The organism is Phreatobacter sp., assembly GCF_030691135.1.
Taxonomy (GTDB): Bacteria; Pseudomonadota; Alphaproteobacteria; order Rhizobiales; family Phreatobacteraceae; genus Phreatobacter.
Genome location: NZ_JAUYFA010000024.1, coordinates 21,777 through 42,657 on the forward strand (window position 1 = coordinate 21,777; position 20,881 = coordinate 42,657).

Below are 20,881 nucleotides of genomic sequence, written 5' to 3' on the forward strand. Positions count from 1 at the left end.
GTAGCCAGTGATAGTTCCCCTCACCGAGGAGAGAGACCGATGCTTCCGACCGAGTCCGGCACGCAGACGCCCGAGTTTGCGCTTCCCGCGGATCGCTCCCTCCTCCTTGTCGATGACGACAAGCCGTTCCTGCAGCGCCTCTGCCGCGCGATGGAGGCCCGCGGCTTCCAGGTCACCGCCGCCGAGAGCGTCGCCGAAGGGCTCGCCGCCGTCGCGGCCCGGCCGCCGGCCTTCGCGGTCGTCGACATGCGCCTCGGCGACGGCAACGGGCTCGACGTCATCTCCGCACTGAAAGAGGCCCGCCCCGAAGCCCGCGGCGTGATCCTCACCGGCTATGGCAATATCGCCACCGCAGTGACGGCGGTGAAGCTCGGCGCCGTCGACTATCTCGCCAAGCCCGCCGACGCCGACGAGGTCTTCGCCGCGCTGCTCGCCGTCGCCGGCAAGTCCGCCGACCTCCCCGAGAACCCGATGTCGGCCGACCGCGTGCGCTGGGAGCACATCCAGCGCATCTACGAACTGTGCAGCCGCAACGTGTCGGAAACCGCCCGCCGCCTCGGGATGCACCGCCGCACGCTCCAGCGCATCCTCGCCAAGCGCGCCCCGCGCTGACGAAGAAGCTGCCTGCCGGTCGCCGGGAGCCACGCGGGACAACCCCCTCGTTTCCCCTCAGAGATCCGTCAAGCCCCGCGCCTGCGGGTCGCAGAGAAGCGTCATCCGCCCTGCCGCAGCCCGCGCGAAGCGCAGCATCATCACCTTGCGCGTCGGCGCTGACAGCGCAAAGGCCTCGCCCTCGCGCATCAGGTCGGCACCATGGGCGTCGGCGAGAATGAGGCCGGCATCCTCCGGCAGCAGGTCGGCGGGAAAGTCCGGCGCGACGGCGAAGAGCACGCGGTCGGCATGGGCCCGGTAGTCGCTCCACTTGCGGTCGGCCCGGAAATCCTCGACCGACGACTTGATCTCGACGATCCACAGCGTGCCTTTGCGCGACAGCGCCGTCAGGTCGGCGCGGCGGCCGGACGGCAATGCCAGCTCCGGCACGACGGCGAAATCCATCGCCGCCAGCAACCGGGTCGCGCCACGCGCGATGGCGAGCGCGCGCTCGGACTGGCGGCGGTCGGCGGCCGGCACGATCGGCGCGGATTGGTTTCGATTCATGGCGCCATCATGCCTTAGGCCGCGAGCGGGCAGAAGACCGGCGCTCAATCCCGACCCGACCGCTTGCGGGCGTGATAGGTCAGGGCCAGCGCGATACAGTGGCGGAGCGCCGCCTCTGGCAGGGGCTCGTCAGCATCGAAGACCACGGCGCGGCGGCCGAGGAAGGTCAGCTCATCGGGGTAGAGCAGGCGGAAGCTGGCGATCAGATCGGTCTGGCAGTGGACATAGAGCGCATAGTGCCGGCCGGACGGCTTGAGCTGATCGATGCGGATCGTGGTACCGCTGCTGGGCTGCGTCGCCCGGTAGCTCGGCTGGCCCCATTTCAACGTCTCCTCGATCACGCCGACGCCCGGCGTTCCGGCGGCAGTCGCCAGGATGAGCGCGCGCAGCGCCAGCAGCCTGGCTCGGACGTCCTGCGGGTAGCGGTCGAAGACCGCATCGACAGCGCTGCCGTCCTTTGGCTGGGCGGTCCTTGCCGTCGCCGCCCCGATGGATCTGGTGGTCATGTCCGTCTCCGGCTGCAGCCTTGGCCAGACAAGCGGCGCCGCGCTTCCCTTTGGGCAAATTTCGTGTATAAGCCGCCCCTTCGGCAGCGCCTGACGGTGCCGCCGATCCGCGAGACCGATCTTCCAAACATTCTCCCGGACTCATCCGACCATGCTGGACGACATCCCGGCACGGCCGCAAGACCAACACCCGTCATAAGGAATGCCCGATGTCGATTTCCGACGCCCGCAAGGCCGAACTGATCCTCGAATATGCCACCAAGACCGGCGACACCGGCTCGCCCGAAGTCCAGGTGGCCATTCTCACCGAGCGCATCACCAACCTGACCGACCACTTCAAGACCCACGCCAAGGACAACCATTCCCGCCGCGGTCTCCTGAAGATGGTCTCCGCCCGTCGTTCGCTCCTCGACTACGTCAAGCGCAAGGACGAGGCCCGCTACAAGTCGCTCATCGAGCGCCTCGGCATCCGCCGCTGAACTGATCGGACCGGCCCCGGCGGACCACCGCACGGGGCCGAGCCGTATTCCGGGCTTCCGATTTTCGGGATGCCCTTCTTCCATCGCAGGCCGCGACCCGCGCGACCTGCGCGCCAACAAGGCCAATCCACTGGACGACACGACCGCCATGGCAGGATCGCAAGGGGCTCGGGATCGCTAGATCCTGAGAGCGAGCCCCTCGCCGTCTTGCGCATGGCCGTCGGCCGTCCGATCCGTCCGAGAAAGGAAACAAGATGTTCGAAACCCATCGCGAGGAGATCACCTGGGGTGGTCGCAAGCTCGTGCTCGAGACCGGCAAGGTCGCACGCCAGGCCCATGGCGCCGTGCTCGCCACCTATGGCGACACCACCGTGCTCGCCACCGTCGTCTCCAATTATGAGCCGAAGGCCGGCATCGACTTCTTCCCGCTGACCGTCAACTACCAGGAAAAGTATTTCGCCGCCGGACGCATCCCGGGCGGCTATTTCAAGCGCGAGGGTCAGCCGACCGAGCGCGAGACGCTGATCTCCCGCCTGATCGACCGCCCGATCCGCCCCCTCTTCGTCGAGGGCTACAAGAACGAGACGCAGGTCATCATCACCACGCTCTCCCATGACATGGAGAACGATCCGGACGTGCTCGCCATGGTCGCCGCCTCCGCCGCGCTGACCCTCTCCGGCGTGCCCTTCATGGGCCCGGTCGGCGCCGCCCGCGTCGGCTATATCGACGGCGAATACGTGCTGAACCCCTATGTCGACGACATGAAGGATTCCAAGCTCGACCTCGTCGTCGCCGGCACCGCCGACGCCGTGCTGATGGTGGAATCCGAGGCGCAGGAGCTCTCCGAGGAGATCATGCTCGGCGCCGTCATGTTCGGCCACAAGTACTTCCAGCCGATCATCAACGCCATCATCTCGCTGGCCGACAAGGCCGCCAAGGAGCCGCGCGAGTTCACCCCGCCGGACCATTCGGCGCTGGAGAAGGAAATCCTCGCCCTCGTCGAGAAGGACCTGCGTGCCGCCTATTCGATCCGGGAGAAGACCGCCCGCTACACCGCCGTCGGCGAAGTGAAGAAGAAGGCCCTCGAGACCTTCGCTGGCGAAGGCAAGAACGACAAGCAGGTCGTCGCCGGCGTCTTCAAGGAGATCGAGGCCAAGGTCGTCCGTTTGAACATCCTCGACACCGGCAGCCGCATCGACGGCCGTGACCTCGTCACCGTCCGCCCGATCGTCTCCGAGGTCGGCATCCTGCCGCGCACCCACGGCTCGGCGCTGTTCACCCGCGGCGAGACCCAGGCGATCGTCGTCACCACGCTCGGCACCGCCGAGGACGAGCAGTTCATCGACTCGCTGACCGGCACCTACAAGGAGAACTTCCTCCTGCACTACAACGTCCCCCCCTTCTCGGTGGGTGAAGCTGGCCGCATGGGCCGCGCCGGCCGTCGCGAGATCGGCCACGGCAAGCTCGCCTGGCGCGCCATCCATCCGATGCTGCCGGAAAAGCACGAGTTTCCCTACACGATCCGCGTCGTCTCGGAGATCACCGAGTCGAACGGGTCGTCCTCCATGGCCACCGTCTGCGGCGCCTCGCTGGCGCTGATGGATGCCGGCGTGCCGATCAAGCGGCCGGTGGCGGGCATCGCCATGGGCCTGATCCTCGAGGGCGAGCGCTTCGCGGTGCTCTCCGACATCCTCGGCGACGAGGACCATCTCGGCGACATGGACTTCAAGGTCGCCGGCACCGCCGAGGGCATCACCTCGCTGCAGATGGACATCAAGATCGCCGGCATCACCGAGGAGATCATGAAGGTCGCTCTCGGCCAGGCCAAGGGCGGCCGCGAGCACATTCTCGACGAGATGGCCAAGGCCCTGACCTCGGCCCGCGCCGAACTCGGCGAGCACGCCCCGCGCATCGAGAGCTTCAAGATCCCCACCGACAAGATCCGTGAAGTGATCGGCACCGGCGGCAAGGTGATCCGCGAGATCGTCGAAAAGACCGGCGCCAAGGTCAACATCGAGGACGACGGCACCGTGAAGGTGGCATCGGCCAACGGCGAGGCCATCCGCGCCGCGGTGAACTGGATCAAGTCGATCACGCAGGAGCCCGAGCTCGGCCTGATCTATGACGGCACCGTGGTGAAGGTCGTCGATTTCGGCGCCTTCGTGAACTTCTTCGGTTCGCGCGACGGCCTCGTCCACATCTCGCAGCTCGCCAACAACCGCGTCGGCAAGGTCACCGACGTGGTCAAGGAGGGCGACAAGGTGAAGGTGAAGCTGCTCGGCTTCGACGATCGCGGCAAGACGCGCCTGTCCATGAAGGTCGTCGATCAGGCGACCGGCGAGGACCTCGAGAAGAAGCAGAAGGAAGCCGCCGCCGAAGAGGGCGACGCCGCGGAGTGATCCTCGGCCTCACTGGCTTCAGGGAATCAGAAAGGGCGGCCCTCGGGTCGCCCTTTTCTCATGGCGGTCAGGCGCCGAAGAAAGCCGTGACGTCGTCGAGCACCGGCGTCCAGCGCATCAGCGGCGCCAGCGCCAGCACCGTGCCCGCATGGCCGACGCCGTCATATCTGCGCACGGTGACCGGTACACCGGCAGCGCCGAGGCGGGCCGCCAGCGCCTCCGTGTTGCGCGGCAGGACCGTCGTGTCGGCCGTGCCCGTGCCGAGGAAGATGCGCGGCGCCCCGCGCCGGGCAAAGGTGATCGGCTGCGTCTCGGCAGGATTGCGCACCGCGCCGAAGGCGGCCTGGGTGACGCCGCCCTCGAACGGCAGAAAGTCGTAGGGGCCGGACAGGCCCGCCGCCGCCTGCACCGCCGAACGCGGCACGCCGGCGCGGGCGAGATAGCGCGGATCGAGCGCCAGCATCATGGCGTTGTAGGCCCCCGCCGAATGGCCGGCGAGGAAGATCCGCCCGGGATCGCCGCCATAGCGCGCGATGTGGGTTTGCACATGGCCAAGCGCCCGCGCGCCGTCGTCGATGAAGGCGGGGAAACGGACCTCGGGCACGAGGCGATAGTCGGCGACGACCGTGACATAGCCGCGCGAGGCGAAGGCCTCACCGGCAAAGCCGTAGGTGCTCTTCGCCCCGCTCGACCAGGACCCGCCATAGATGAAGAACACCACCGGGCTGCGGGACGCACCGCCCCGTGGCAGATAGATGTCGAGGCGCTGGCGCGGATCCGGTCCGAAGGGAACGTCGCGGGTCGGCAGGTCCCGGCCGAGGGCCGGAGCCGCCGGCAGGACGAGCCCTGCGGTCGCACCGACAATGAGGCCCGACACGGCGCGACGGGAAAGAGGCGGATGCGTCATGCGGGCGGCTCCTGCTGCGGCGTCTGCTGCAGGTAACACCGCGGAGCACCATTTGGTTGCACCCTCACCCGGTCGTGGCGCGGAGCCGCCTCCTTCCCCGTCAATTGGCCGCGAAGCAGTAGATGCGGCCATCACCCCCGGTGGCGCGCAGCGAGGGCATGTCGCAGCCGCGCGAGCCGTGCGAGGTGTTCCAGGACAGCGCCGGCGGCTCGGTGTTGAGCCCCATGCGGTCGTGGTGGCCGACCATGGCCGAGCCTTCGCCGTTCTTCGTCCAGTTGCCGCAGGTCCGGTCGGCATCGCCGGCAAAGGCGGTGCCGTCGGCCTGGCTGCCGGTGAGGATATCGTGCTGGTTCGGCGTGTCGCCGCGGCCGTTCACCACTGCGCCGGCCTCGGTCAGCGCCGTCTGCTTGGTCAGGTTGTTGGTGCCGTGGAGCTCGGCGACGCTGGCGGCGATGACGACGCCGCGGGCATTGGCCCAGGGGCCCGCGCCGATGCGGTCACGCGCGTTGACCGCGCCGGCTCCCTGCGTCGACAGATAGGCACGCCAGGTCCGGTTGCCGGCCCCCGCCGCGGCGGCGAGCGTCTGGCAATGCCGGTCGGCACCTGCGAGCCCGCCCAGATTGCCGCCGTCGAGCGGCGCGGAGGTGATGAAGAACCCCATCGGAGCCTGCTGGGCCGCCGCCGGGCCTGCCAGACATACCAGCGCCCCGACGCCCATGAGCGCCATTCCTAACCGTGCTGCCATCGTGATCTCCTCGCCTCGGCGATGCCTTTTCCGGCTCAAGGCCCGGCATCTGCCGAAAGCCTAGGAAGCGTCGGACGGGCGACCAAGACACAGGTCGGTGAGACAGGTAACGCTGTAACGCCTCAGCTTCGCGCTTCCGCCAGCTTGCGCACCGAGGAACCGGCGACGACCTCACGGCGCTCGGCATAGGCCTCGTGGTTCTCCTCGATGCGGCCGAGATCGTAGAGGTAGTTGACCATCACCCCGTGGGACTGGCCAAGGCCCGCCTCCGACAGGTCGGCGCCGGCATTGATCCGCTCCAGCCGGGCGCCGTTGCCGAGATGGAAGCGCGCCACCGGGTCGAGCGGCCGGTTGCCGGTGGTCTTAGCGGTGAGGAAATAGCGCGCCGCGCACCGCGCCAGCAGCTTGTCGACCTTCTGGGCGCGGGCGCTGTCGGCGCGCCAGTCGGGGGCGTCCAGCGCCGTCAGAACCTGGCGGTCCTCCTCCAGCAGGAATCCGGTCTCGGTCTTGCGCTCCCTGGCGAGCCATTTGGCGAAGCCCGGCACCGGCGACAGCGTCACGAAGGTGGTCAGCTTCGGCAGTTCCCGCTTCAGCTCCTCCACCACCTGCTTGATCAGGAGGGAGCCGAACGAGATGCCGGCGAGCCCCGTCTGGCAGTTGGAGATGGAATAGAAGACCGCGACGCGCGCCTCGTCGGCGGCGAGCGGCGTGCCGCCTTCCGCGATCAGCGGGCCGATGGCGGCGGGGATGTCGACCGTCAGCGCCACCTCGACGAAGATCAGCGGCTCGTCGTCGAGACGCGGATGGAAGAAGGCGTAGCAGCGTCGGTCCACGGGCTCGAGCCGGCGGCGCAGCTCGTCCCAGTCACGGATCTCGTGGACCGCCTCGTAGCGGATGATCTTTTCCAGGATATTGGCCGGCGTCGTCCAGTCGATGCGCCTCACGACGAGGAACCCCCGATTGAACCAGGACGAGAACAGGTGGACGAGGTCGTCGTCCAGCACCTTCAGATCGGGATGGGCGGGCAGCGCGGCAAGGAGGTCGTCGCGCATCCGCACGAGGGCGGCGGTACCGCGCGGCGCCAGATTGAGGCGACGGATCAGCTCCTGCCGACGCGGTTCGGCAGCGGCGTGGAGGGTAGCGGCGGCAGCCGGAGAGGGATCCGCCTGGTAGGCGGCGATGGCGGCGTCGAGCTTGCCGCGGTCGGCACCGAACCCTTCGGCGAAGTCGCGCAGCACGGCGAGGCGTCCGGCGTCGTCGAGGAGACGGTAGCCGTCGAGAATGTCGCGCGCCACCGCTGTGCCGGAGGCCTCCCCCCGTCGCGACAGGAGCGCGCGCCCCAGCGCCACGACGTCGGACGCCTTGCGGGGCTGCAGTTCGGCCGGCTTCCAGCCGATGAGCTCACGGCTGCGGCGCGAGACGGTCGCCAGCATGTCGGTGACGAAGGTCATGGGGCCTCCTCGGCCGGGTCACGAACCCGGCTCCCGCCATGCTGCCACAGATTGCTGCGCCGCGGCGAGACCCACGAAGGACGAAATGACCTAGCCGACCGGTTGCCAGTCGATATGCAGTTCCTCGCGGAAGGCGAAGCGCTTGAGATGATCGGCGACCACGTCCTCGAGGGTCGGCAGCCGGTCGGCGGAGGCGTCGAGCTTCAGGCTCAGGACGTCGCCGTTGGCAGTCAGAATCAGCGCTGCCTCCTCGCTGAACGGCACCCTTCCGGAGTGCTCGTCGAAGGAGACGGCGAACTTGTGGCTCCAGTGCTTGCAGAGCTGCTGGAGATAGCGACTGGCGTTAGCCGTCGAGATATCGGCCAGGGAAACAGGCATGGTCACGACCTCCGAGGACGCCCTCGTTGAGGTCCTGATTGGCACCGATCGTGAGACAATTTGCACCCCGTCGGACCGCAGGGCACCTGCGCGCGACCCGAATGCCCGGCAGCCATGCCCATTTAGCGGTTCTTGAAGGCGGGCTTCCGCTTCTCGGCGAAGGCGGACATGCCTTCCTTCTGGTCGGCCATGGCGAACATGGCGTGGAACACCCGCCGCTCGAAGCGGATGCCCTCGGCCAGCGTCGTCTCGTAGGAGCGGTTCACCGACTCCTTGGTCATCATGACGGTTGGCATCGACATGTCGGCGATCTGCCCGGCGACCTTCACCGCTTCGTTGACCAGATCGGCGGCCGGGACGATACGCGAGACGAGCCCGACGCGCTCGGCCTCTGCCGCATCCATCATCCGCCCGGTGAGGCACATCTCCATCGCCTTCGACTTGCCGACGAAACGGGTGAGCCGCTGGGTGCCGCCGGCGCCCGGCATGACGCCGAGCTTGATCTCCGGCTGGCCGAACTTCGCGGTTTCGGCGGCCAGGATGAAGTCGCACATCATCGCGAGCTCGCAGCCGCCACCGAGCGCAAAGCCGGCCACCGCGGCGATCATCGGCTTGCGCCGCTGGCCGACGCGATCCCAGGCCGTGATGAAGTCCTCCAGATAGCTCTCCGGATAGGTCTTGTCCTTCATCTCCATGATGTCGGCGCCGGCCGCGAAGGCCTTCTCCGACCCGGTGACGACGATGCAGCCGATGGCCGGGTCCTTCTCGAACCCGTCGAGCACCTGGTTCATCTCGCCGATGAGCTGGCTGTTCAGCGCGTTCAGCGCCTTCGGCCGGTTGAGGGTGATCAGCCCGACCTTGCCGCGGGTCTCGACGATCAGGGTCTCGTAGGTGGCCATGGACGGTCCTCGCTGGGTCGGGTGTTGGGAAACAGCTAGCCGAGCCGACGGGGCCTGTCATCTCGTCCGATCGGGGATGCGGCCACAGGGCATGACGGCGCGGGGGGGCGCGACCCGGTCGCTCACACTCGCCTGAGGCTGACGCTCTCGATCTTGTGGTCCTGGGCCTTTTTCAGGATCAGCTTGGCGCGGTGGCGCGTCGGCAGGATGTTGTCCCGGAGATTGACGAGGTTGATGCCGTACCAGAGCGCCAGCGCCGTCTTCATCGCCTCGAAATCCGACTTCTCGGCATAGCGGCGGAAATAACTCTGCGGGTCGCGGAAGGCCGTCTCGCGCAGCCGCATGAAGCGGTCGAGATACCAGCGCTCCAGCACCTCCTCCTCGGCGTCGATGAAGATGGAGAAGTCGAAATAGTCGGAGACGAAGGGGATCGCCTTGCCCTCGCGCGGGGCGCGGCCGGTCTGCAGCACGTTGAGCCCCTCGACGATGAGGATGTCCGGGCGGTCGACCTCCACCGTCCCACCGGGCACGACGTCATAGACGAGATGCGAATAGACCGGCGCCCGCACATGCCGCTCGCCCGCCTTCACGGCGGCGAGGAAGCGCAGCAGCGCCTTGGTGTCGTAGCTCTCGGGAAAGCCCTTCTTCTTCATCAGCCCCTCGCGCTCGAGATGGGCGTTGGGGAAGAGGAAGCCGTCTGTGGTGACGAGATCGACCTTCGGCGTGTTGGACCAGCGCGACAGCAGCGCCTGCAGCACACGCGAGGTGGTCGACTTGCCCACCGCGACCGAGCCGGCGACGCCGATGACGAAGGGGATCTTCACGTCCCTGGCGCCGAGGAAGGATTGGCTGGCGCGCGACAGCTTCTGTTGCGCCGCCACATAGAAGGACAGGAGGCGCGAGATCGGCAGGTAGATCGCCTCGACCTCCTCGATGGACAGCTGGTCGGTGAAGGAGCGCAGTTTCGTCACCTCCTCCGGCATCAGCGTCATCGGCGTGTCGGCGCGCTTCTCGGCCCATTCGGCGCGCGAGAAGACCCGATAGGGCGAGGGATCGCCGTTGGGAGGCTCGACCAGGGCGGCGGCGGCGAGGCTTGCAGGCATCGGGCGCTCGTTCATTCAGGAGGACGTGGGACGCGATGCCTTTTCGGCATGGCCCGACTGGGACGTGCGGCGGGCGAGTTCCGCCATCACCTCGTCGAGGGTGATGCCACGGGCCTTCCAGACGACCAGCAGGTGGAAAAGCACGTCGGCGCTTTCCGCCACCAGGCCGTCATGGTCGTCCTGAGTGGCAGCGATGATCGCTTCAATCGCCTCCTCGCCGAATTTGCGGGCGCAATGGGCCGCGCCCTTGGCGAGCGACGCCGCGGTATAGCTCTCGGCCGCCGCCGCGCTGGCGCGCTTGGCGACGATCACCTCGAGGTCGGCGAGCGAAAAGGAACTCATCGGCACGCAGTCCCTGACCTTCGGGGACGGGGCCTGCCGCGGCGGACCCCGAAAGAGGCGGCATGATGCAGATTATGAGGCCGATGTCACGGTGGCAGAAGGGATGACGCGCTGCAGCAGGCGCTTCAGGTGAGGGCGCGCACCATGAAGCGGGCGTCGTCGCCGTAACTGGCGAGCTTGGCCGCAAGGCCCGGCATGTCCTCGCTGGCGAAGCCGTGGCGCTGCCAGAAGCCCATGGAGCCGTTGACCGCGACGAGGCTCATCGCTGCGAAGCCGGCGGTCGCGGCATGGCTGGCGAGCGCCGCGACGATATCGGTCGCATGCCCCGCCCCCCGCACCGCGGGAGTGAGAGCGACGTCGTGGATGTAGTAGCTCGCCGCATCTGCCGGCAGCGATCCGAGCAGCGCATTCAGCGGCGGGCAGGACAGGGCCAGCCAGGGATGGCTGACGACATAGGCGGCGAGCCCGTCTGCGCCGGCGAGCACGTGGCAGCCCTCCGGATAGAGCGCCAGCCGCTCAACGAAGACCGAGTCGTCCTCCGGAAAATCGGGATGGACCTCGGCGGCGATACCGCAGACGGCAGGCAGATCCACCGACGTCATGGCACGCCAGGACACGGCGATCAGGCCCGCGCCCGGCGCCAGCCCTTCTCGACCTGCGAGGGCTTGGCGGCGAAGGTCTTGTCGCCGGTGCGGGCGACTTCCCGGGCGAGACGGGTATGGCGTGCCGCGATCCGGACCTTCTTGGCGCGCCCGGCATCGTCATGGGTGATCCGCTGCGCCAGGAGCTCGAGATCGCGGATGGCGCCCATCAGTTCGCCGAGCCGGTCGAGCTTGCCCGCCTTCGGCCGGGCCGCGCGCGGCCTCACCTCGTCCAGCGCCTCAATGAGATGCAGGCAGTCCTTGATGCGCTTGCGGGCATCGTGCAGCGGCTCCTCGCCGGGCGCCGCCTCATAACTCCGGTAGGCCCGCCGGGCCTTGGCATAGGCCCGCGCGACGGCCTTGGCGAGATAGTGCCGGGGGGCGTCCTGCGGCGCGAGCCGGCCGATCACCCGCGCCTGGCGTTGCAGCGCCTCGCCGAGCGCCACGAGATCCACCCGCTCGCCACGCGGGGTACCGGGGCCGCGGGCGCCGACCGTTCGGGCAGCCTCTTCCAGCGCATGGGCGTCGCGCAGCGGCGCGAGCGCATGGGCGAAGGCGCGCAGGAAGCCGTTCTCCCGTGCCACCGCCTCCCGCGCCAGGGGCCGGAGGGCGCGCAGCAGGCTGCGGGCCCTCTTGATGTGGCGCCTGGCCATATGCACCGCGGCGACCTGGTCCTTCTCGGAGGCGAGCAGGCGTCCGGCGGCGCGGGCATGGGCCGCCGCCGCCAGCGCCAGGTCATGCGCCTCCGCCACCGCCTTCACGCGGCGACTCCCGTGCCGATCGGGCAGGAGACGCCGGTGCCGCCGAGCCCGCAATAGCCGTGCGGGTTCTTCGCCAGATATTGCTGGTGATAGGTCTCGGCGAAATAGAAGGCGGGCGCCGCCACGATCTCCGTGGTGATCGGTCCGTAGCCCTTCGCCGCCAGCGCCTGGCCATAGACGGCCTTGGAGGCCTCCGCCGCCGCACGCTGCGCCTCGCTCGTCGGATAGATGCCCGACCGGTATTGGGTCCCGACATCATTGCCCTGGCGCATGCCCTGGGTCGGGTCATGGCTCTCCCAGAAGGTCGCCAGCACCTGCTCGGTCGATACTGCCGCCGGGTCATAGACCACCAGAACCACCTCGTTGTGGCCTGTCAGCCCCGAGCAGACCTCCTCATAGGTGGGGTTGGGCGTGACGCCGCCGGCATAGCCTGCCGCCGTCACGAAGACGCCGGGCAGCTGCCAGAACTTGCGTTCGGCGCCCCAGAAACAGCCAAGGCCGACGGCCAGCGTCTCGAACCCTGCGGGATAGGGGGCCTGCAGCGCATGGCCGTTGACGAAGTGCCGCTCGGCCGTCGGTGGCGCCGTCGCCCGGCCGGGCAAGGCCTCGCTCGGGGTGGGCAATGCGAGCTTCTTCCTGAATCCGAACATGGAATACCTCCTCGATGCCCCTCATTCGCGATCCCGGGCTTCGGTGTTACCCGTGCGATCCTGACACGACAACATGGGTCCTCTGCCGGCGATCCACAACACGCCTGCGTGAGTGACCCGCGCCTCACTGTTTCGTGGGTTGCCCGGCGGGGCATCGTCTCGCCATGTCGGTCCGGGGAAATCATGAGGACGACCGCGATGACCGACGCATTCACGCCCTCCACGCGGCGTGCCATCACGCCTGCCGTTCCGGAGCGACACCCGCCGACGGACCGGGGAGTCCAGCCTGATGGTCTTCGCCGGAGCCTGCTCGCCGCACCCGCCCTGATCCTCTTCGCCGGCCCGGCCCTCGCGACGGGCATGGTGACCCCGCCGCAGATGCGCGGCCCCTATTATCCTGCGACCAAGCCCACCGATTCCGACCTCGACCTGACGCAGGTGGCGGGCCGCAGCCAGCGCGCCGAGGGCGAGGTGATCGAGATCACGGGCCGCGTCCTCGCCGCCCGGGGCGGCGCCCTCGCCGGTACCACGGTCGAGATCTGGCAGGCCGACCACCAGGGCCGCTACCACCACCCGCGTGAGAGCGCCGGAACGGCCGATCCGAACTTCCAGGGTTTCGGCACGGTTCGCACCACGCAGGCCGGCGCATTCCTTTTCCGCACCATCCGGCCGCGCTTCTACGGCAGCGGCTCGTTCATGCGCACGCCGCATATCCATTTCCGCGTCGCTGCCGGCGGCCGGGCCGATCTGGTCACGCAGATGTACTTCCCCGGCGAGGTGATGAACGCCCGCGATTCACTGTTCCGCTCGCTCTCGGGAGAAGCTGCGCGCGACGCCCTCACCGCCGTCCTGGAGCCCGGGACCCTGCCGCGCTTCCGCTTCGACATCGTCCTCGCCTGAAGCCTCAGCGCCGGCCGACGACGCCGATCTGTGGCGCGCGGCTGCGCCCGATCCACATCAGGACCGCGCCGAGCCCGAGGCCGACGGCTGCGACCGGCAGACCGATCAGGGAGATCAACACGGGATCCCAGACCCACGGCGGCGCGGCCTCGCGCAGCCAGGCCTCGGCCCGCGTCAGGCTGTCGAAATGCACCGCGCGCCACGTGTCCGAAACCTCGGTCGCGATCAGCCGCTGACCGGCGATCGAGCGCGTGCCGTCAATGACCAGCGCCACGAAGCCGGCGACGACCAGGAAAAACCCGAAGATACGAAACGGGAGGCGGATCATGTCTGTCCAGGGGAACGACCTGTCGTCACCTATCCCTGCGTCAGGCCTTCTGCAAGCCCGCCGCCCAGTTGATCGCCGTCTGTTGATGCCCGACGGAGCGCAGGACGAGCGGCGCGGACAGGATGGACCAGACCGGCCGTCGCGCGCCGCCGGCGCCGAGACCCCCTGCCGCGAAGGCCGGCGGGCGTACCGGCGCCCGATCCATGGATGCCCCGCAATCTCGAACCGCGAGGCGATTGCGGCGCGGCGGACGATCCGCTAAACACGTCCTGCGCGCCGCGCGGCATGCACCCGTAGCTCAGCTGGATAGAGCGTTGCCCTCCGAAGGCAAAGGTCGCACGTTCGAATCGTGCCGGGTGCGCCAGTTTATTCATCCGGCGAAATCAGCGGGTTGAAGTCGGCAGCATCACCGGGATAAAGCCTCGTCGGAACGGCCGGCCACAAACTGGTCGCACCATACGAAGGGCGGCGATGTGGCTTCGAACCGCCACGTCAGCCGACTGCCTCAACCGACAAACCCTGCATCGCGGCAGGAGCCTCGGTCGCCGTTGCGGCGAGCCGCCCGTTCGGGCGGGCGCCGAGGAGGCTCATGGGACCATATCAGCCGCCCCTGGGCTAAGGTCGTTCGCCCTTGCGAGCCAGTTGGGCGGCATACCCGGCGCCTTGCCCGTCCGGGCGCTCTCGACACATAGCCCGAGGCTGCCGAAGCGCATCCGGCGCCCGGTCAGGCCCGGCCCGTAATGCGCATATTTGCCGGAATTGGTCATCACAACGCGGGCCGTGGGTGGAAAGACCGGTTCCGAAATCGAGCACCAGCACAGGTCGGGAACGACCCTTGCACCGGAAGCCTGCAAACGGCCGAGCGTTCCGTCCTCGGTGAGTTCCGCCAGCGTGGCCCGGCCGACAGTCACGATGAGCGTGGTCATGAGACCGCGAGGACCTTCGAGCAGGCTTGCCAGCATGCGGCATTCCGCTGCCGAGGCGTGGGGGCTGCCGATGGCGATCAGGTCGACCTCCTCGGGAGCCGCATTGAACTGCGCCCAGAGCCTGCGGAAATCATCGAGGGTGAGCGTGACGTCGTCAGCCCCTTCGGCGCATGGAAGAGCCGCCTCCGGCGTATGCCCGGCGACGTGAAGCATCGGCGCCGCCGACGTCGTCCCGAATGCCGCGCAGAGGGCCTTAAGGTCGTCGGCGGAGGCGGTCAGCGCCTCGCATCCCGTGACGATCGGGATGCGATCGGGAGCAGCCTCGCCGACGAGCCAGCCAAGCATCGGCCAGAAGGCGTCATCCACGGAGGCCGGTGCCGCGACACGGATCACCCGCCGCGGACGTCGATTGTCCGCCAGGTAGACGCCGGAGAGCGGGGCACGGCCCGTCAGCGCGATGCAGAGATCGAGAAAATCGGGATGCTTGACCGTCCGGGCGCCCAGCACCGAATTGGCATAGATCACCGCGTTCGACTCGGACCAGCCGATATCCTCACCGGCCTTTGGCGGGTCTGGCAGGAGATAAGGCGCGCAGGTGAAGCTGGGCCTTGCCCCCATGGCGACGTAGGTATCGGCGAGACGGCTGGCCGGACCTCCGAAATCATCGGGCACGCCCTGCGCGCGCCAGTTCTGGTGATCGACCGAGATCGCATTGGTGGTTGTCGGCACCACGACCCGGGCGCCCATGGCGACCATCTCCTCGGCGAAGCGCAGATGGGCCGGGCTGGCATAAATGCAGCCGTCGATATGCGCGCGGGTGACGGTACACAGGGACGTCGCTCCCTGGCTCACCGCCATGGCGACGAGGATCTCCATCGCGCGCTGCGCGGCGAGGCCGTGCGCACCGGCGAGGAAGGCGCGGTCGCCGTCGGTCAGCAAGAGACCGCCGGCGGCGGGCGGGCTCAGGGCAATCGCCTCGCCGTCGGCAGTCAGCGTGGTTTCCGTGATGTCGACCCTGTCCGCACCTGCCACGCGATCGAATAACCGGCGGGAAAGCCGCACCACCGGTACGCCGCACCCAAAGAGTCGCGCGGCAACCAGCGCACCGAGGGTCAGCACATCCTCGGGCTCGCAGAAGATGAGCGCAGCGGGCGCTCGCCGGTTCAACGCGAGATCGAGGAGGACCCCGCTCCCCGTGCAGGAACCGCGACTGGTCGGCATCATCAGCACGGAACCGGCGACGCTCGCACCTTGCAGCGGGTGATGCACATCGATCACGCGAGCGTTGGCCGGATCGACACCGCCCCAGAAGCTCAACCCCTCCGGGGTCGCGACGACGGGACCCGAGGCGGCGCCGCCCAGCACGATCTGTGCAGTCATTGTCACCCCGCTGCCCCCTTGCGTGATGGGACATGAACCGCCCCTCGCCCGTCTCTTGCGCCACCGTCCAGTTCGGAAGGAGCGCGGAGCCATGAGGAGTTTAGCGCTGCCGGCGGTCCGATGTCGCTATTTCGCGAAGGTCGGGAAGGCGGCGAATTGCAGTTGCGCAACCAACCGCCACATATCGCGCCCCGGTCATGGGATGACGGGTGGAAATCAGCCGCATCAAGGCCCGCAGGCAGGGCCGCCCCCCAGAGGGGCCGCTGTCAGACGGCCAGCCCCATCTCCACCAGATGCCTTGCGCCCTTCTGCAGGTTGGCCTGGTCGCGGACTTCGAGCACCAGGCGGGGATTGGACGCCAGCCGGCCGAGCGCGCGGAAGACGGCGATCCAGTTGATCGTGCCTTCGCCGGGGAGCCAGTGGCGGTCGGCGAAACCGTCGGCGTCCTGGATATGGACATGTTCCAGCAGGTTGCCGGCTGCGATCACATGGACATCGACCGGCGGCCCGCCGGTGGAAACATGGGCGTAGTGGGCGTGGCCGGTATCGAGCGAAACCTTGACGTTGGGCGAGGAAAAGCTCTCGGCCAGCCGGACGCGGTCCATGGGGTTCTTGTCTTCGATGTTTTCGATGACCAGCGTGACGCCCAGTTCCTCGGCCCGCTTCACAACGGACCTGAGCGTCAGATGGACGCGTTCGGTCAGCTTCGCGGCCTCATCCGGGAAGACCTGCAGGTTGTTGTAGCCCCAGGTGGTCGCCGGGGAATGGATGACCATCTGGGTCGCATGAAGCTTTTCACAGACACCGAGAGCCGTCAGGAAGCGGTCGGTGACGACGCGGCGGATCGCCGGATCGTGGCTCGCGATCGAGAAGCCCCAGAACGGTCCGTGGATACCGAGCCGGCCGGTATGGCCGTCGAGCGTCTTTTTCGTCGAGGCGATGACGTCGGAAAAGTCGCCGTCCAATGCCTCCGGCTTGAAGAAGGCTTGCAGCTCGAGGTCACGCTGGCCCTCGATCAGCCAGTCGCGATGAAGGCCGAGATTCTCGTGGGCGATGGCGGCGCCGAGAGTCGGCAGGTTCGACAGGGTCATGATGTTTGTAATCCGGATCAGCGAAGGGTCGGGTCGAGACGGTCGCGCAGCCAGTCACCGACTACCGATACTGCGAGCGTGGTGAGGATGATGACAACGGCCGGCGACAGCAGGATCCACGGGGCGGTCTGGATGTACTCGCGACCATAGCCGACCATGTTTCCGAGTGACGTGAGCGGCGGCTGAACGCCGAGGCCGAGGAACGACAGGCCCGACTCGAGCAGGATGACCTCGGGAATGTTGAGCGTCATGGCGACGATGAGGGTCGAGGCGATGTTGGGAAGGATGTGGGCACCATAGACGCGAAACGGCGATGCGCCGATTTCGCTCGCCGCCGCCGCATATCCCTGTTCCTTTGCGGCAATGGCGAGGCCACGCGTGATGCGGGCAATCCGCTCCCAGCCATGCATTCCCATCAGGAGGATGAACAGCGTCAGCGTGTTGCCGAAAAAGGCCAGAACCGCGAGTGCGATGATCAGAAACGGGATCGCCGCCATGAAATCGATGGCCCCGAGGATGATCTGTTCGACCCAGCCACGGAAATGGGCAGCCAGAAAGCCGAGGCTGACGCCGATGCCCGCGGCGATCAACGTCGAGAGAAAGGCAATGACGAGGCTCATGCGGACCGACTCGATCAGCCGCGAAAGGACATCGCGGCCGAGTTCGTCGGAGCCGAGAAGATGGCGGAACGTGCCATCCATGAAGACCGGTTCGGCGAGGCGGTCGCGAAGGTCGAGCGCCATGAAGTCGTAGGGTTTGAGCCAGTCGGCGAAGATCGAAACGAGGGCGATGAAGGCGATCCAGGCGAGCGCCAGAAGAACAGCCGGAGGCCAGGCACGGAAGAACCGTCGCCGCCCGCTGGTCTCGACTTCGGTTGAGGGCAGCGAGGCGTCGCTCATGTTCCACCTCGCGCCGGGCCGCCCCGGGCGGTGCGCAGTCGCGGATCGACGAAGCCGTAGACGATGTCGACGATCAGATTGGCCGAGACCATGGTGACTGTCACCAGCAACAGGATCGCCTGCACCACCATCAGGTCGCGGTTGCCGACCGCCGAGACCAGCAGGCGGCCGACGCCCGGCCAGGCGAAGACGCTTTCGACCACCACGGCACCGGCGACCAGCGAGCCGATCATGAAGCCGGCGATCGTCAGCGTCGGAATGGCCGCGTTCGGGAACGCATGTCCGATGACGACCGCGCGCCAGACGAGCCCCTTGGCCAGTCCGGTACGGATGAACGGCTGGCCGAGGACTTCGAGCATGGCCGAACGGGTGAACCGCGCGAGGACCGCCGCACCGGCGACGCCGAGCGTGATGATCGGGAGGATCGCGTGGCGCCAGCTGTCCGCCCCGGCCGCCGGCAACCAGCCCAGCTGGACGGCGAAGACGAGCATCAGTGCCAGACCCAGCACGAAGCTCGGCACCGTGTAGCCGGTCACGGAGAAGGCCATTACCAGACGGTCGACCCAGGTGTCGCGCCAAAGGGCGGCGACGATGCCGGCGGAAATGCCGATCACCAGCTTGATGATCAGGGCCGGAATCGTGATGGCGAGCGTGACCGGTATGCGCTCCGAGACCACCGCCCAGGCATCACGCCCGTCGCGCATGGACCGGCCGAGTTCGCCATGGGCGAGGTTCCACAGGTAGCCGAGATACTGCTTCCAGAGAGGCGCGTTGAGCCCCCATTCCTCGCGGAACGCCTCGATGGCTTCCGGCGGCGCATCGGCGGAAAGAATCAGGATCGCCGGGTCGCCGGTGGCGTTGAGGATGAAGAACGCGAAGGTGAGCACGAGGAGAATGGTCACCAGGGCGCGAAAGGCGCGCGACGCGATATAGCCGAGCATGATCAGGCGGCCTCGCGAGCGGGCGTTGAAAGGACCGGGAAATGGCACGCGGCGAAGCGGCCGTCATCGAGAGGGCGCAGAAGCGGGGCCTCGCTGCGACAGCGGGCCTCGGCGCGCGGGCAGCGCGGGTGGAAGGAGCAGCCCGGGGGTGTGTTGATCGGGCTTGGCGGATCGCCCTGGAGCGCGGCTCGCGCGCGGCCGCGCGTCCGCGGAGTGGGGATCGCACCGACCAATGCCTGCGTATAGGGGTGGGCCGGGGCGTGAAACAGGGCTTCCGGGTCGCCGCGCTCGACAACACGGCCGAGATACATGACCGCCACTTCATGCGCGACCTGGCGGACCACTTTCAGGTCGTGGGAAATGAACAGATAGGTCAGCGAGAATTTTTCCTGCAGATCGACCAGGAGGTTGATCACCTGCGCCTGGATCGACACGTCGAGTGCCGAAATCGGCTCGTCGCAGACCAGAAGCTTCGGCGACAGGATAAGGGCACGGGCGAGCACCACCCGCTGGCGCTGGCCGCCGGAAAGCTCGTGAGGATAGCGGTCGAAGAAGCGCGACGAGAGGCCGACCGCGTCCATGATGGACAGCGCTTTTTCGTGTCGTTCCGCCGCTGCGCCGAGGCCGTGGACGAGCGCCGGCTCCATGACCTGCTTGCCGACGGTCAGGCGGCGATCAAGCGCCGAAAGCGGGTCCTGATAGACCATTTGCATGGCGCGACGCTGCGACCGCCACCGGGCATCGCGAACCGAGCCGACCGGCTCGCCGTCGAACATCACCTGCCCGTCGTCGCGCGCCAGCGTCCCGAGCACGAGGCGGGCTGTCGTGGACTTGCCGCAACCCGATTCACCGACGAGGCCGAGCGTGCGGCCGGCCGGAATTGCAAACGACACGCCGTCGACCGCCTTGAGGACGACAGGGGCACCGAAGAGACCGCCACCGCCGCGGACATGATAGTGCTTCACGAGCCCCTCGACTTCAAGGAGAGCGCTCACGCGGCGATCTCCCAGGGCGTCGCATGGCCGGCGCGAAAGCAGGCGGTCCGCCGATCGGCGGCGACAGCATCGAGCGAGGGAATCGCCGTCACGCAGCCGGAAATCGCGGCCGGGCAGCGTGGCGCGAAGGCACAGCCGGGCGGGAGCGCGGCCGGATTGGGCACCTGACCGGGAATGGCGGTGAGGCGGCGACGCGGGCCGGCGACATCCGGAAGCGCGGCCAGCAGTCCCTGCGTGTAGGGATGGCGAGGATCGTCGAACAAGGCGTCGACAGGTGCCTCCTCGACGATCCGACCGGCATACATGACGGCGACCCGGTCGGTGATGTCGGCGACGATGCCGAGGTCATGGGAGATCAACACGAGCGCCATGCCGGTCTCGCGGCGCATCTCGGCGAGGAGATCGAGGATCTGCGCCTGAATGGTCACATCGAGCGCCGTGGTCGGCTCATCGGCAACCAGCAGGTCCGGCTCGCCGGCCAACGCCATGGCGATCATGACGCGCTGGTTGGTGCCGCCCGACAGTTCGTGCGGATAATCGTCGAGCCGGCGGGCCGCCGACGGGATATGCACACGGTCCAGCAGACGCTTGGCCTCTGCGCGGGCGGCCGCGGCGTCGAAGCCGCGATGGAGACGGACCGATTCAGCGATCTGGGTGCCGACACGGTGCACGGGGTTCAAGGAGGATGTCGGGTCCTGGAAGATCAGCGCGACCCTTTTGCCGCGCACACCGGCCATCTGATCGCGGGTCAGACCCTGGATCGGCTTGCCGTCCAGAAGGACCTCGCCATCGATCCTGGCTTTGGCCGGCAGAAGCTTGGTGGCGGCGAGCCATGTCACACTCTTGCCGGAACCGGATTCTCCGACGAGGCCCAAAGCCTCGCCGCGCCGGATCGTGAGCGAGACACCATGGAGCGCACGGACCCAGTTTCCACCAACGGGAAAGTCGACCGTCAGGTCTTTCAGTTCGATGAGGGGGACGGTCATGCACGCTACTCCGGGT

The 20,881-nt window shown here is 67.9% G+C and carries 24 protein-coding genes and 1 tRNA gene; 5 read left to right on the plus strand and 20 right to left on the minus strand.

The window, feature by feature from the left end; translation table 11 throughout:
• Nucleotides 1-39 precede the first annotated feature (39 nt).
• Nucleotides 40-612 carry an ActR/PrrA/RegA family redox response regulator transcription factor gene (locus tag Q8O26_RS03570; RefSeq protein ID WP_305573548.1) on the plus strand — a complete coding sequence of 191 codons (573 nt, stop codon included), beginning with the start codon at nucleotides 40-42 and terminating at the stop codon, nucleotides 610-612.
• Between the two features lie 57 nt (nucleotides 613-669).
• Here the strand turns inward: Q8O26_RS03570 and Q8O26_RS03575 are convergent, their stop codons facing one another.
• Together Q8O26_RS03575 and Q8O26_RS03580 are read right to left on the minus strand one after the other, a co-directional pair.
• A complete protein-coding gene (locus Q8O26_RS03575) occupies nucleotides 670-1,158 on the minus strand; it encodes an MmcB family DNA repair protein (protein WP_305573550.1) in 489 nt (162 codons plus the stop codon).
• Nucleotides 1,159-1,202: 44 nt separating this feature from the next.
• The gene (locus Q8O26_RS03580) at nucleotides 1,203-1,664 is read right to left on the minus strand and encodes a DUF1801 domain-containing protein (protein ID WP_305573552.1); all 462 of its coding nucleotides are present in this window, start codon (nucleotides 1,662-1,664) and stop codon (nucleotides 1,203-1,205) included.
• A 209-nt stretch (nucleotides 1,665-1,873) separates the two neighbouring features.
• Between Q8O26_RS03580 and rpsO the strand changes: the two genes are divergently transcribed.
• Together rpsO and pnp are read left to right on the plus strand one after the other, a co-directional pair.
• Nucleotides 1,874-2,143 carry a 30S ribosomal protein S15 gene (rpsO, locus tag Q8O26_RS03585; protein WP_296579049.1) on the plus strand — a complete coding sequence of 90 codons (270 nt, stop codon included), beginning with the start codon at nucleotides 1,874-1,876 and terminating at the stop codon, nucleotides 2,141-2,143.
• Nucleotides 2,144-2,397: 254 nt separating this feature from the next.
• Nucleotides 2,398-4,542 carry a polyribonucleotide nucleotidyltransferase gene (gene pnp / locus Q8O26_RS03590; protein ID WP_305573556.1) on the plus strand — a complete coding sequence of 715 codons (2,145 nt, stop codon included), beginning with the start codon at nucleotides 2,398-2,400 and terminating at the stop codon, nucleotides 4,540-4,542.
• Between the two features lie 67 nt (nucleotides 4,543-4,609).
• On the opposite strand, the gene Q8O26_RS03595 is transcribed toward pnp, so the two are convergent.
• From Q8O26_RS03595 to msrA, 10 genes are all read right to left on the minus strand, one after another.
• On the minus strand, nucleotides 4,610-5,449 hold the full coding sequence (locus Q8O26_RS03595) for an alpha/beta hydrolase (RefSeq protein WP_305573558.1): 840 nt from the start codon (nucleotides 5,447-5,449) through the stop codon (nucleotides 4,610-4,612).
• A 100-nt stretch (nucleotides 5,450-5,549) separates the two neighbouring features.
• A complete protein-coding gene (locus tag Q8O26_RS03600) occupies nucleotides 5,550-6,194 on the minus strand; it encodes a lectin (protein WP_371134436.1) in 645 nt (214 codons plus the stop codon).
• Between the two features lie 122 nt (nucleotides 6,195-6,316).
• The gene (locus Q8O26_RS03605) at nucleotides 6,317-7,645 is read right to left on the minus strand and encodes a malonyl-CoA decarboxylase (protein WP_305573560.1); all 1,329 of its coding nucleotides are present in this window, start codon (nucleotides 7,643-7,645) and stop codon (nucleotides 6,317-6,319) included.
• 90 nt (nucleotides 7,646-7,735) lie between these two features.
• Nucleotides 7,736-8,023 carry a DUF2218 domain-containing protein gene (locus Q8O26_RS03610; RefSeq protein ID WP_305573562.1) on the minus strand — a complete coding sequence of 96 codons (288 nt, stop codon included), beginning with the start codon at nucleotides 8,021-8,023 and terminating at the stop codon, nucleotides 7,736-7,738.
• A 122-nt stretch (nucleotides 8,024-8,145) separates the two neighbouring features.
• Nucleotides 8,146-8,922 (minus strand): enoyl-CoA hydratase, encoded by a 777-nt coding sequence (locus tag Q8O26_RS03615; protein ID WP_305573564.1) that lies wholly within the window; start codon nucleotides 8,920-8,922, stop codon nucleotides 8,146-8,148.
• Nucleotides 8,923-9,044: 122 nt separating this feature from the next.
• Nucleotides 9,045-10,025, minus strand: coding sequence for a type I pantothenate kinase (gene coaA, locus Q8O26_RS03620; protein WP_305573566.1), 981 nt, complete (start codon nucleotides 10,023-10,025; stop codon nucleotides 9,045-9,047).
• A gap of 15 nt (nucleotides 10,026-10,040) precedes the next feature.
• On the minus strand, nucleotides 10,041-10,367 hold the full coding sequence (locus tag Q8O26_RS03625; RefSeq protein ID WP_305573568.1) for a phosphoribosyl-ATP diphosphatase: 327 nt from the start codon (nucleotides 10,365-10,367) through the stop codon (nucleotides 10,041-10,043).
• A gap of 125 nt (nucleotides 10,368-10,492) precedes the next feature.
• Entirely contained in the window at nucleotides 10,493-10,969 is a 477-nt protein-coding gene (locus Q8O26_RS03630; RefSeq protein ID WP_305573570.1) for a GNAT family N-acetyltransferase, read from the minus strand.
• Between the two features lie 20 nt (nucleotides 10,970-10,989).
• On the minus strand, nucleotides 10,990-11,769 hold the full coding sequence (locus tag Q8O26_RS03635) for a CHAD domain-containing protein (RefSeq protein ID WP_305573572.1): 780 nt from the start codon (nucleotides 11,767-11,769) through the stop codon (nucleotides 10,990-10,992).
• Nucleotides 11,766-12,419, minus strand: a complete 654-nt coding sequence (msrA, locus tag Q8O26_RS03640) for a peptide-methionine (S)-S-oxide reductase MsrA (protein WP_305573574.1) — start codon at nucleotides 12,417-12,419, stop codon at nucleotides 11,766-11,768. The genes Q8O26_RS03635 and msrA overlap by 4 nt, the downstream gene beginning before the upstream one ends.
• A gap of 198 nt (nucleotides 12,420-12,617) precedes the next feature.
• Here msrA and Q8O26_RS03645 point away from each other — a divergent pair, with 198 nt between their 5' ends.
• Nucleotides 12,618-13,319 (plus strand): protocatechuate 3,4-dioxygenase, encoded by a 702-nt coding sequence (locus tag Q8O26_RS03645; RefSeq protein ID WP_305573576.1) that lies wholly within the window; start codon nucleotides 12,618-12,620, stop codon nucleotides 13,317-13,319.
• A gap of 4 nt (nucleotides 13,320-13,323) precedes the next feature.
• On the opposite strand, the gene Q8O26_RS03650 is transcribed toward Q8O26_RS03645, so the two are convergent.
• A complete protein-coding gene (locus tag Q8O26_RS03650) occupies nucleotides 13,324-13,647 on the minus strand; it encodes a PetM family of cytochrome b6f complex subunit 7 (protein ID WP_305573578.1) in 324 nt (107 codons plus the stop codon).
• A 40-nt stretch (nucleotides 13,648-13,687) separates the two neighbouring features.
• Nucleotides 13,688-13,852 (minus strand): hypothetical protein, encoded by a 165-nt coding sequence (locus Q8O26_RS03655; RefSeq protein WP_305573580.1) that lies wholly within the window; start codon nucleotides 13,850-13,852, stop codon nucleotides 13,688-13,690.
• 82 nt (nucleotides 13,853-13,934) lie between these two features.
• Here Q8O26_RS03655 and Q8O26_RS03660 point away from each other — a divergent pair.
• Nucleotides 13,935-14,011: transfer RNA gene (locus tag Q8O26_RS03660), tRNA-Arg, on the plus strand.
• A gap of 223 nt (nucleotides 14,012-14,234) precedes the next feature.
• On the opposite strand, the gene Q8O26_RS03665 is transcribed toward Q8O26_RS03660, so the two are convergent.
• The 6 genes from Q8O26_RS03665 to Q8O26_RS03690 all read right to left on the minus strand — a co-directional run bounded on the left by Q8O26_RS03665 (nucleotide 14,235) and on the right by Q8O26_RS03690 (nucleotide 20,865).
• Entirely contained in the window at nucleotides 14,235-15,953 is a 1,719-nt protein-coding gene (locus Q8O26_RS03665; protein WP_305573582.1) for an aconitase family protein, read from the minus strand.
• A gap of 266 nt (nucleotides 15,954-16,219) precedes the next feature.
• Nucleotides 16,220-17,038, minus strand: a complete 819-nt coding sequence (locus Q8O26_RS03670) for a sugar phosphate isomerase/epimerase (protein ID WP_305573612.1) — start codon at nucleotides 17,036-17,038, stop codon at nucleotides 16,220-16,222.
• Nucleotides 17,039-17,061: 23 nt separating this feature from the next.
• Complete coding sequence (locus Q8O26_RS03675) at nucleotides 17,062-17,943, minus strand: ABC transporter permease (RefSeq protein ID WP_305573584.1); 882 nt, start codon at nucleotides 17,941-17,943, stop codon at nucleotides 17,062-17,064.
• Nucleotides 17,940-18,884, minus strand: a complete 945-nt coding sequence (locus Q8O26_RS03680; protein WP_305573586.1) for an ABC transporter permease — start codon at nucleotides 18,882-18,884, stop codon at nucleotides 17,940-17,942. The genes Q8O26_RS03675 and Q8O26_RS03680 overlap by 4 nt, the downstream gene beginning before the upstream one ends.
• A 2-nt stretch (nucleotides 18,885-18,886) precedes the next feature.
• The gene (locus Q8O26_RS03685) at nucleotides 18,887-19,879 is read right to left on the minus strand and encodes an ABC transporter ATP-binding protein (protein ID WP_305573588.1); all 993 of its coding nucleotides are present in this window, start codon (nucleotides 19,877-19,879) and stop codon (nucleotides 18,887-18,889) included.
• Nucleotides 19,876-20,865, minus strand: a complete 990-nt coding sequence (locus Q8O26_RS03690) for an ABC transporter ATP-binding protein (RefSeq protein WP_305573590.1) — start codon at nucleotides 20,863-20,865, stop codon at nucleotides 19,876-19,878. Before Q8O26_RS03690 ends, Q8O26_RS03685 begins: the two co-directional genes overlap by 4 nt.
• Nucleotides 20,866-20,881 lie beyond the last annotated feature (16 nt).

Bases quoted from the DNA above. Each gene is read 5' to 3' on its own strand.
- Q8O26_RS03650 (WP_305573578.1), bottom strand. From the start codon at position 13,647: ATGATCCGCCTCCCGTTTCGTATCTTCGGGTTTTTCCTGGTCGTCGCC.
- Q8O26_RS03580 (WP_305573552.1), bottom strand. From the start codon at position 1,664: ATGACCACCAGATCCATCGGGGCGGCGACGGCAAGGACCGCCCAGCCA.
- Q8O26_RS03645 (WP_305573576.1), top strand. From the start codon at position 12,618: ATGACCGACGCATTCACGCCCTCCACGCGGCGTGCCATCACGCCTGCC.
- Q8O26_RS03575 (WP_305573550.1), bottom strand. From the start codon at position 1,158: ATGAATCGAAACCAATCCGCGCCGATCGTGCCGGCCGCCGACCGCCGC.
- pnp (WP_305573556.1), top strand. From the start codon at position 2,398: ATGTTCGAAACCCATCGCGAGGAGATCACCTGGGGTGGTCGCAAGCTC.
- coaA (WP_305573566.1), bottom strand. From the start codon at position 10,025: ATGCCTGCAAGCCTCGCCGCCGCCGCCCTGGTCGAGCCTCCCAACGGC.
- Q8O26_RS03600 (WP_371134436.1), bottom strand. From the start codon at position 6,194: ATGGCAGCACGGTTAGGAATGGCGCTCATGGGCGTCGGGGCGCTGGTA.
- Q8O26_RS03610 (WP_305573562.1), bottom strand. From the start codon at position 8,023: ATGCCTGTTTCCCTGGCCGATATCTCGACGGCTAACGCCAGTCGCTAT.
- msrA (WP_305573574.1), bottom strand. From the start codon at position 12,419: ATGTTCGGATTCAGGAAGAAGCTCGCATTGCCCACCCCGAGCGAGGCC.
- Q8O26_RS03690 (WP_305573590.1), bottom strand. From the start codon at position 20,865: ATGACCGTCCCCCTCATCGAACTGAAAGACCTGACGGTCGACTTTCCC.
- Q8O26_RS03625 (WP_305573568.1), bottom strand. From the start codon at position 10,367: ATGAGTTCCTTTTCGCTCGCCGACCTCGAGGTGATCGTCGCCAAGCGC.
- Q8O26_RS03605 (WP_305573560.1), bottom strand. From the start codon at position 7,645: ATGACCTTCGTCACCGACATGCTGGCGACCGTCTCGCGCCGCAGCCGT.
- Q8O26_RS03655 (WP_305573580.1), bottom strand. From the start codon at position 13,852: ATGGATCGGGCGCCGGTACGCCCGCCGGCCTTCGCGGCAGGGGGTCTC.
- Q8O26_RS03630 (WP_305573570.1), bottom strand. From the start codon at position 10,969: ATGACGTCGGTGGATCTGCCTGCCGTCTGCGGTATCGCCGCCGAGGTC.
- Q8O26_RS03665 (WP_305573582.1), bottom strand. From the start codon at position 15,953: ATGACTGCACAGATCGTGCTGGGCGGCGCCGCCTCGGGTCCCGTCGTC.
- Q8O26_RS03675 (WP_305573584.1), bottom strand. From the start codon at position 17,943: ATGAGCGACGCCTCGCTGCCCTCAACCGAAGTCGAGACCAGCGGGCGG.
- Q8O26_RS03595 (WP_305573558.1), bottom strand. From the start codon at position 5,449: ATGACGCATCCGCCTCTTTCCCGTCGCGCCGTGTCGGGCCTCATTGTC.
- Q8O26_RS03680 (WP_305573586.1), bottom strand. From the start codon at position 18,884: ATGCTCGGCTATATCGCGTCGCGCGCCTTTCGCGCCCTGGTGACCATT.
- Q8O26_RS03615 (WP_305573564.1), bottom strand. From the start codon at position 8,922: ATGGCCACCTACGAGACCCTGATCGTCGAGACCCGCGGCAAGGTCGGG.
- rpsO (WP_296579049.1), top strand. From the start codon at position 1,874: ATGTCGATTTCCGACGCCCGCAAGGCCGAACTGATCCTCGAATATGCC.
- Q8O26_RS03570 (WP_305573548.1), top strand. From the start codon at position 40: ATGCTTCCGACCGAGTCCGGCACGCAGACGCCCGAGTTTGCGCTTCCC.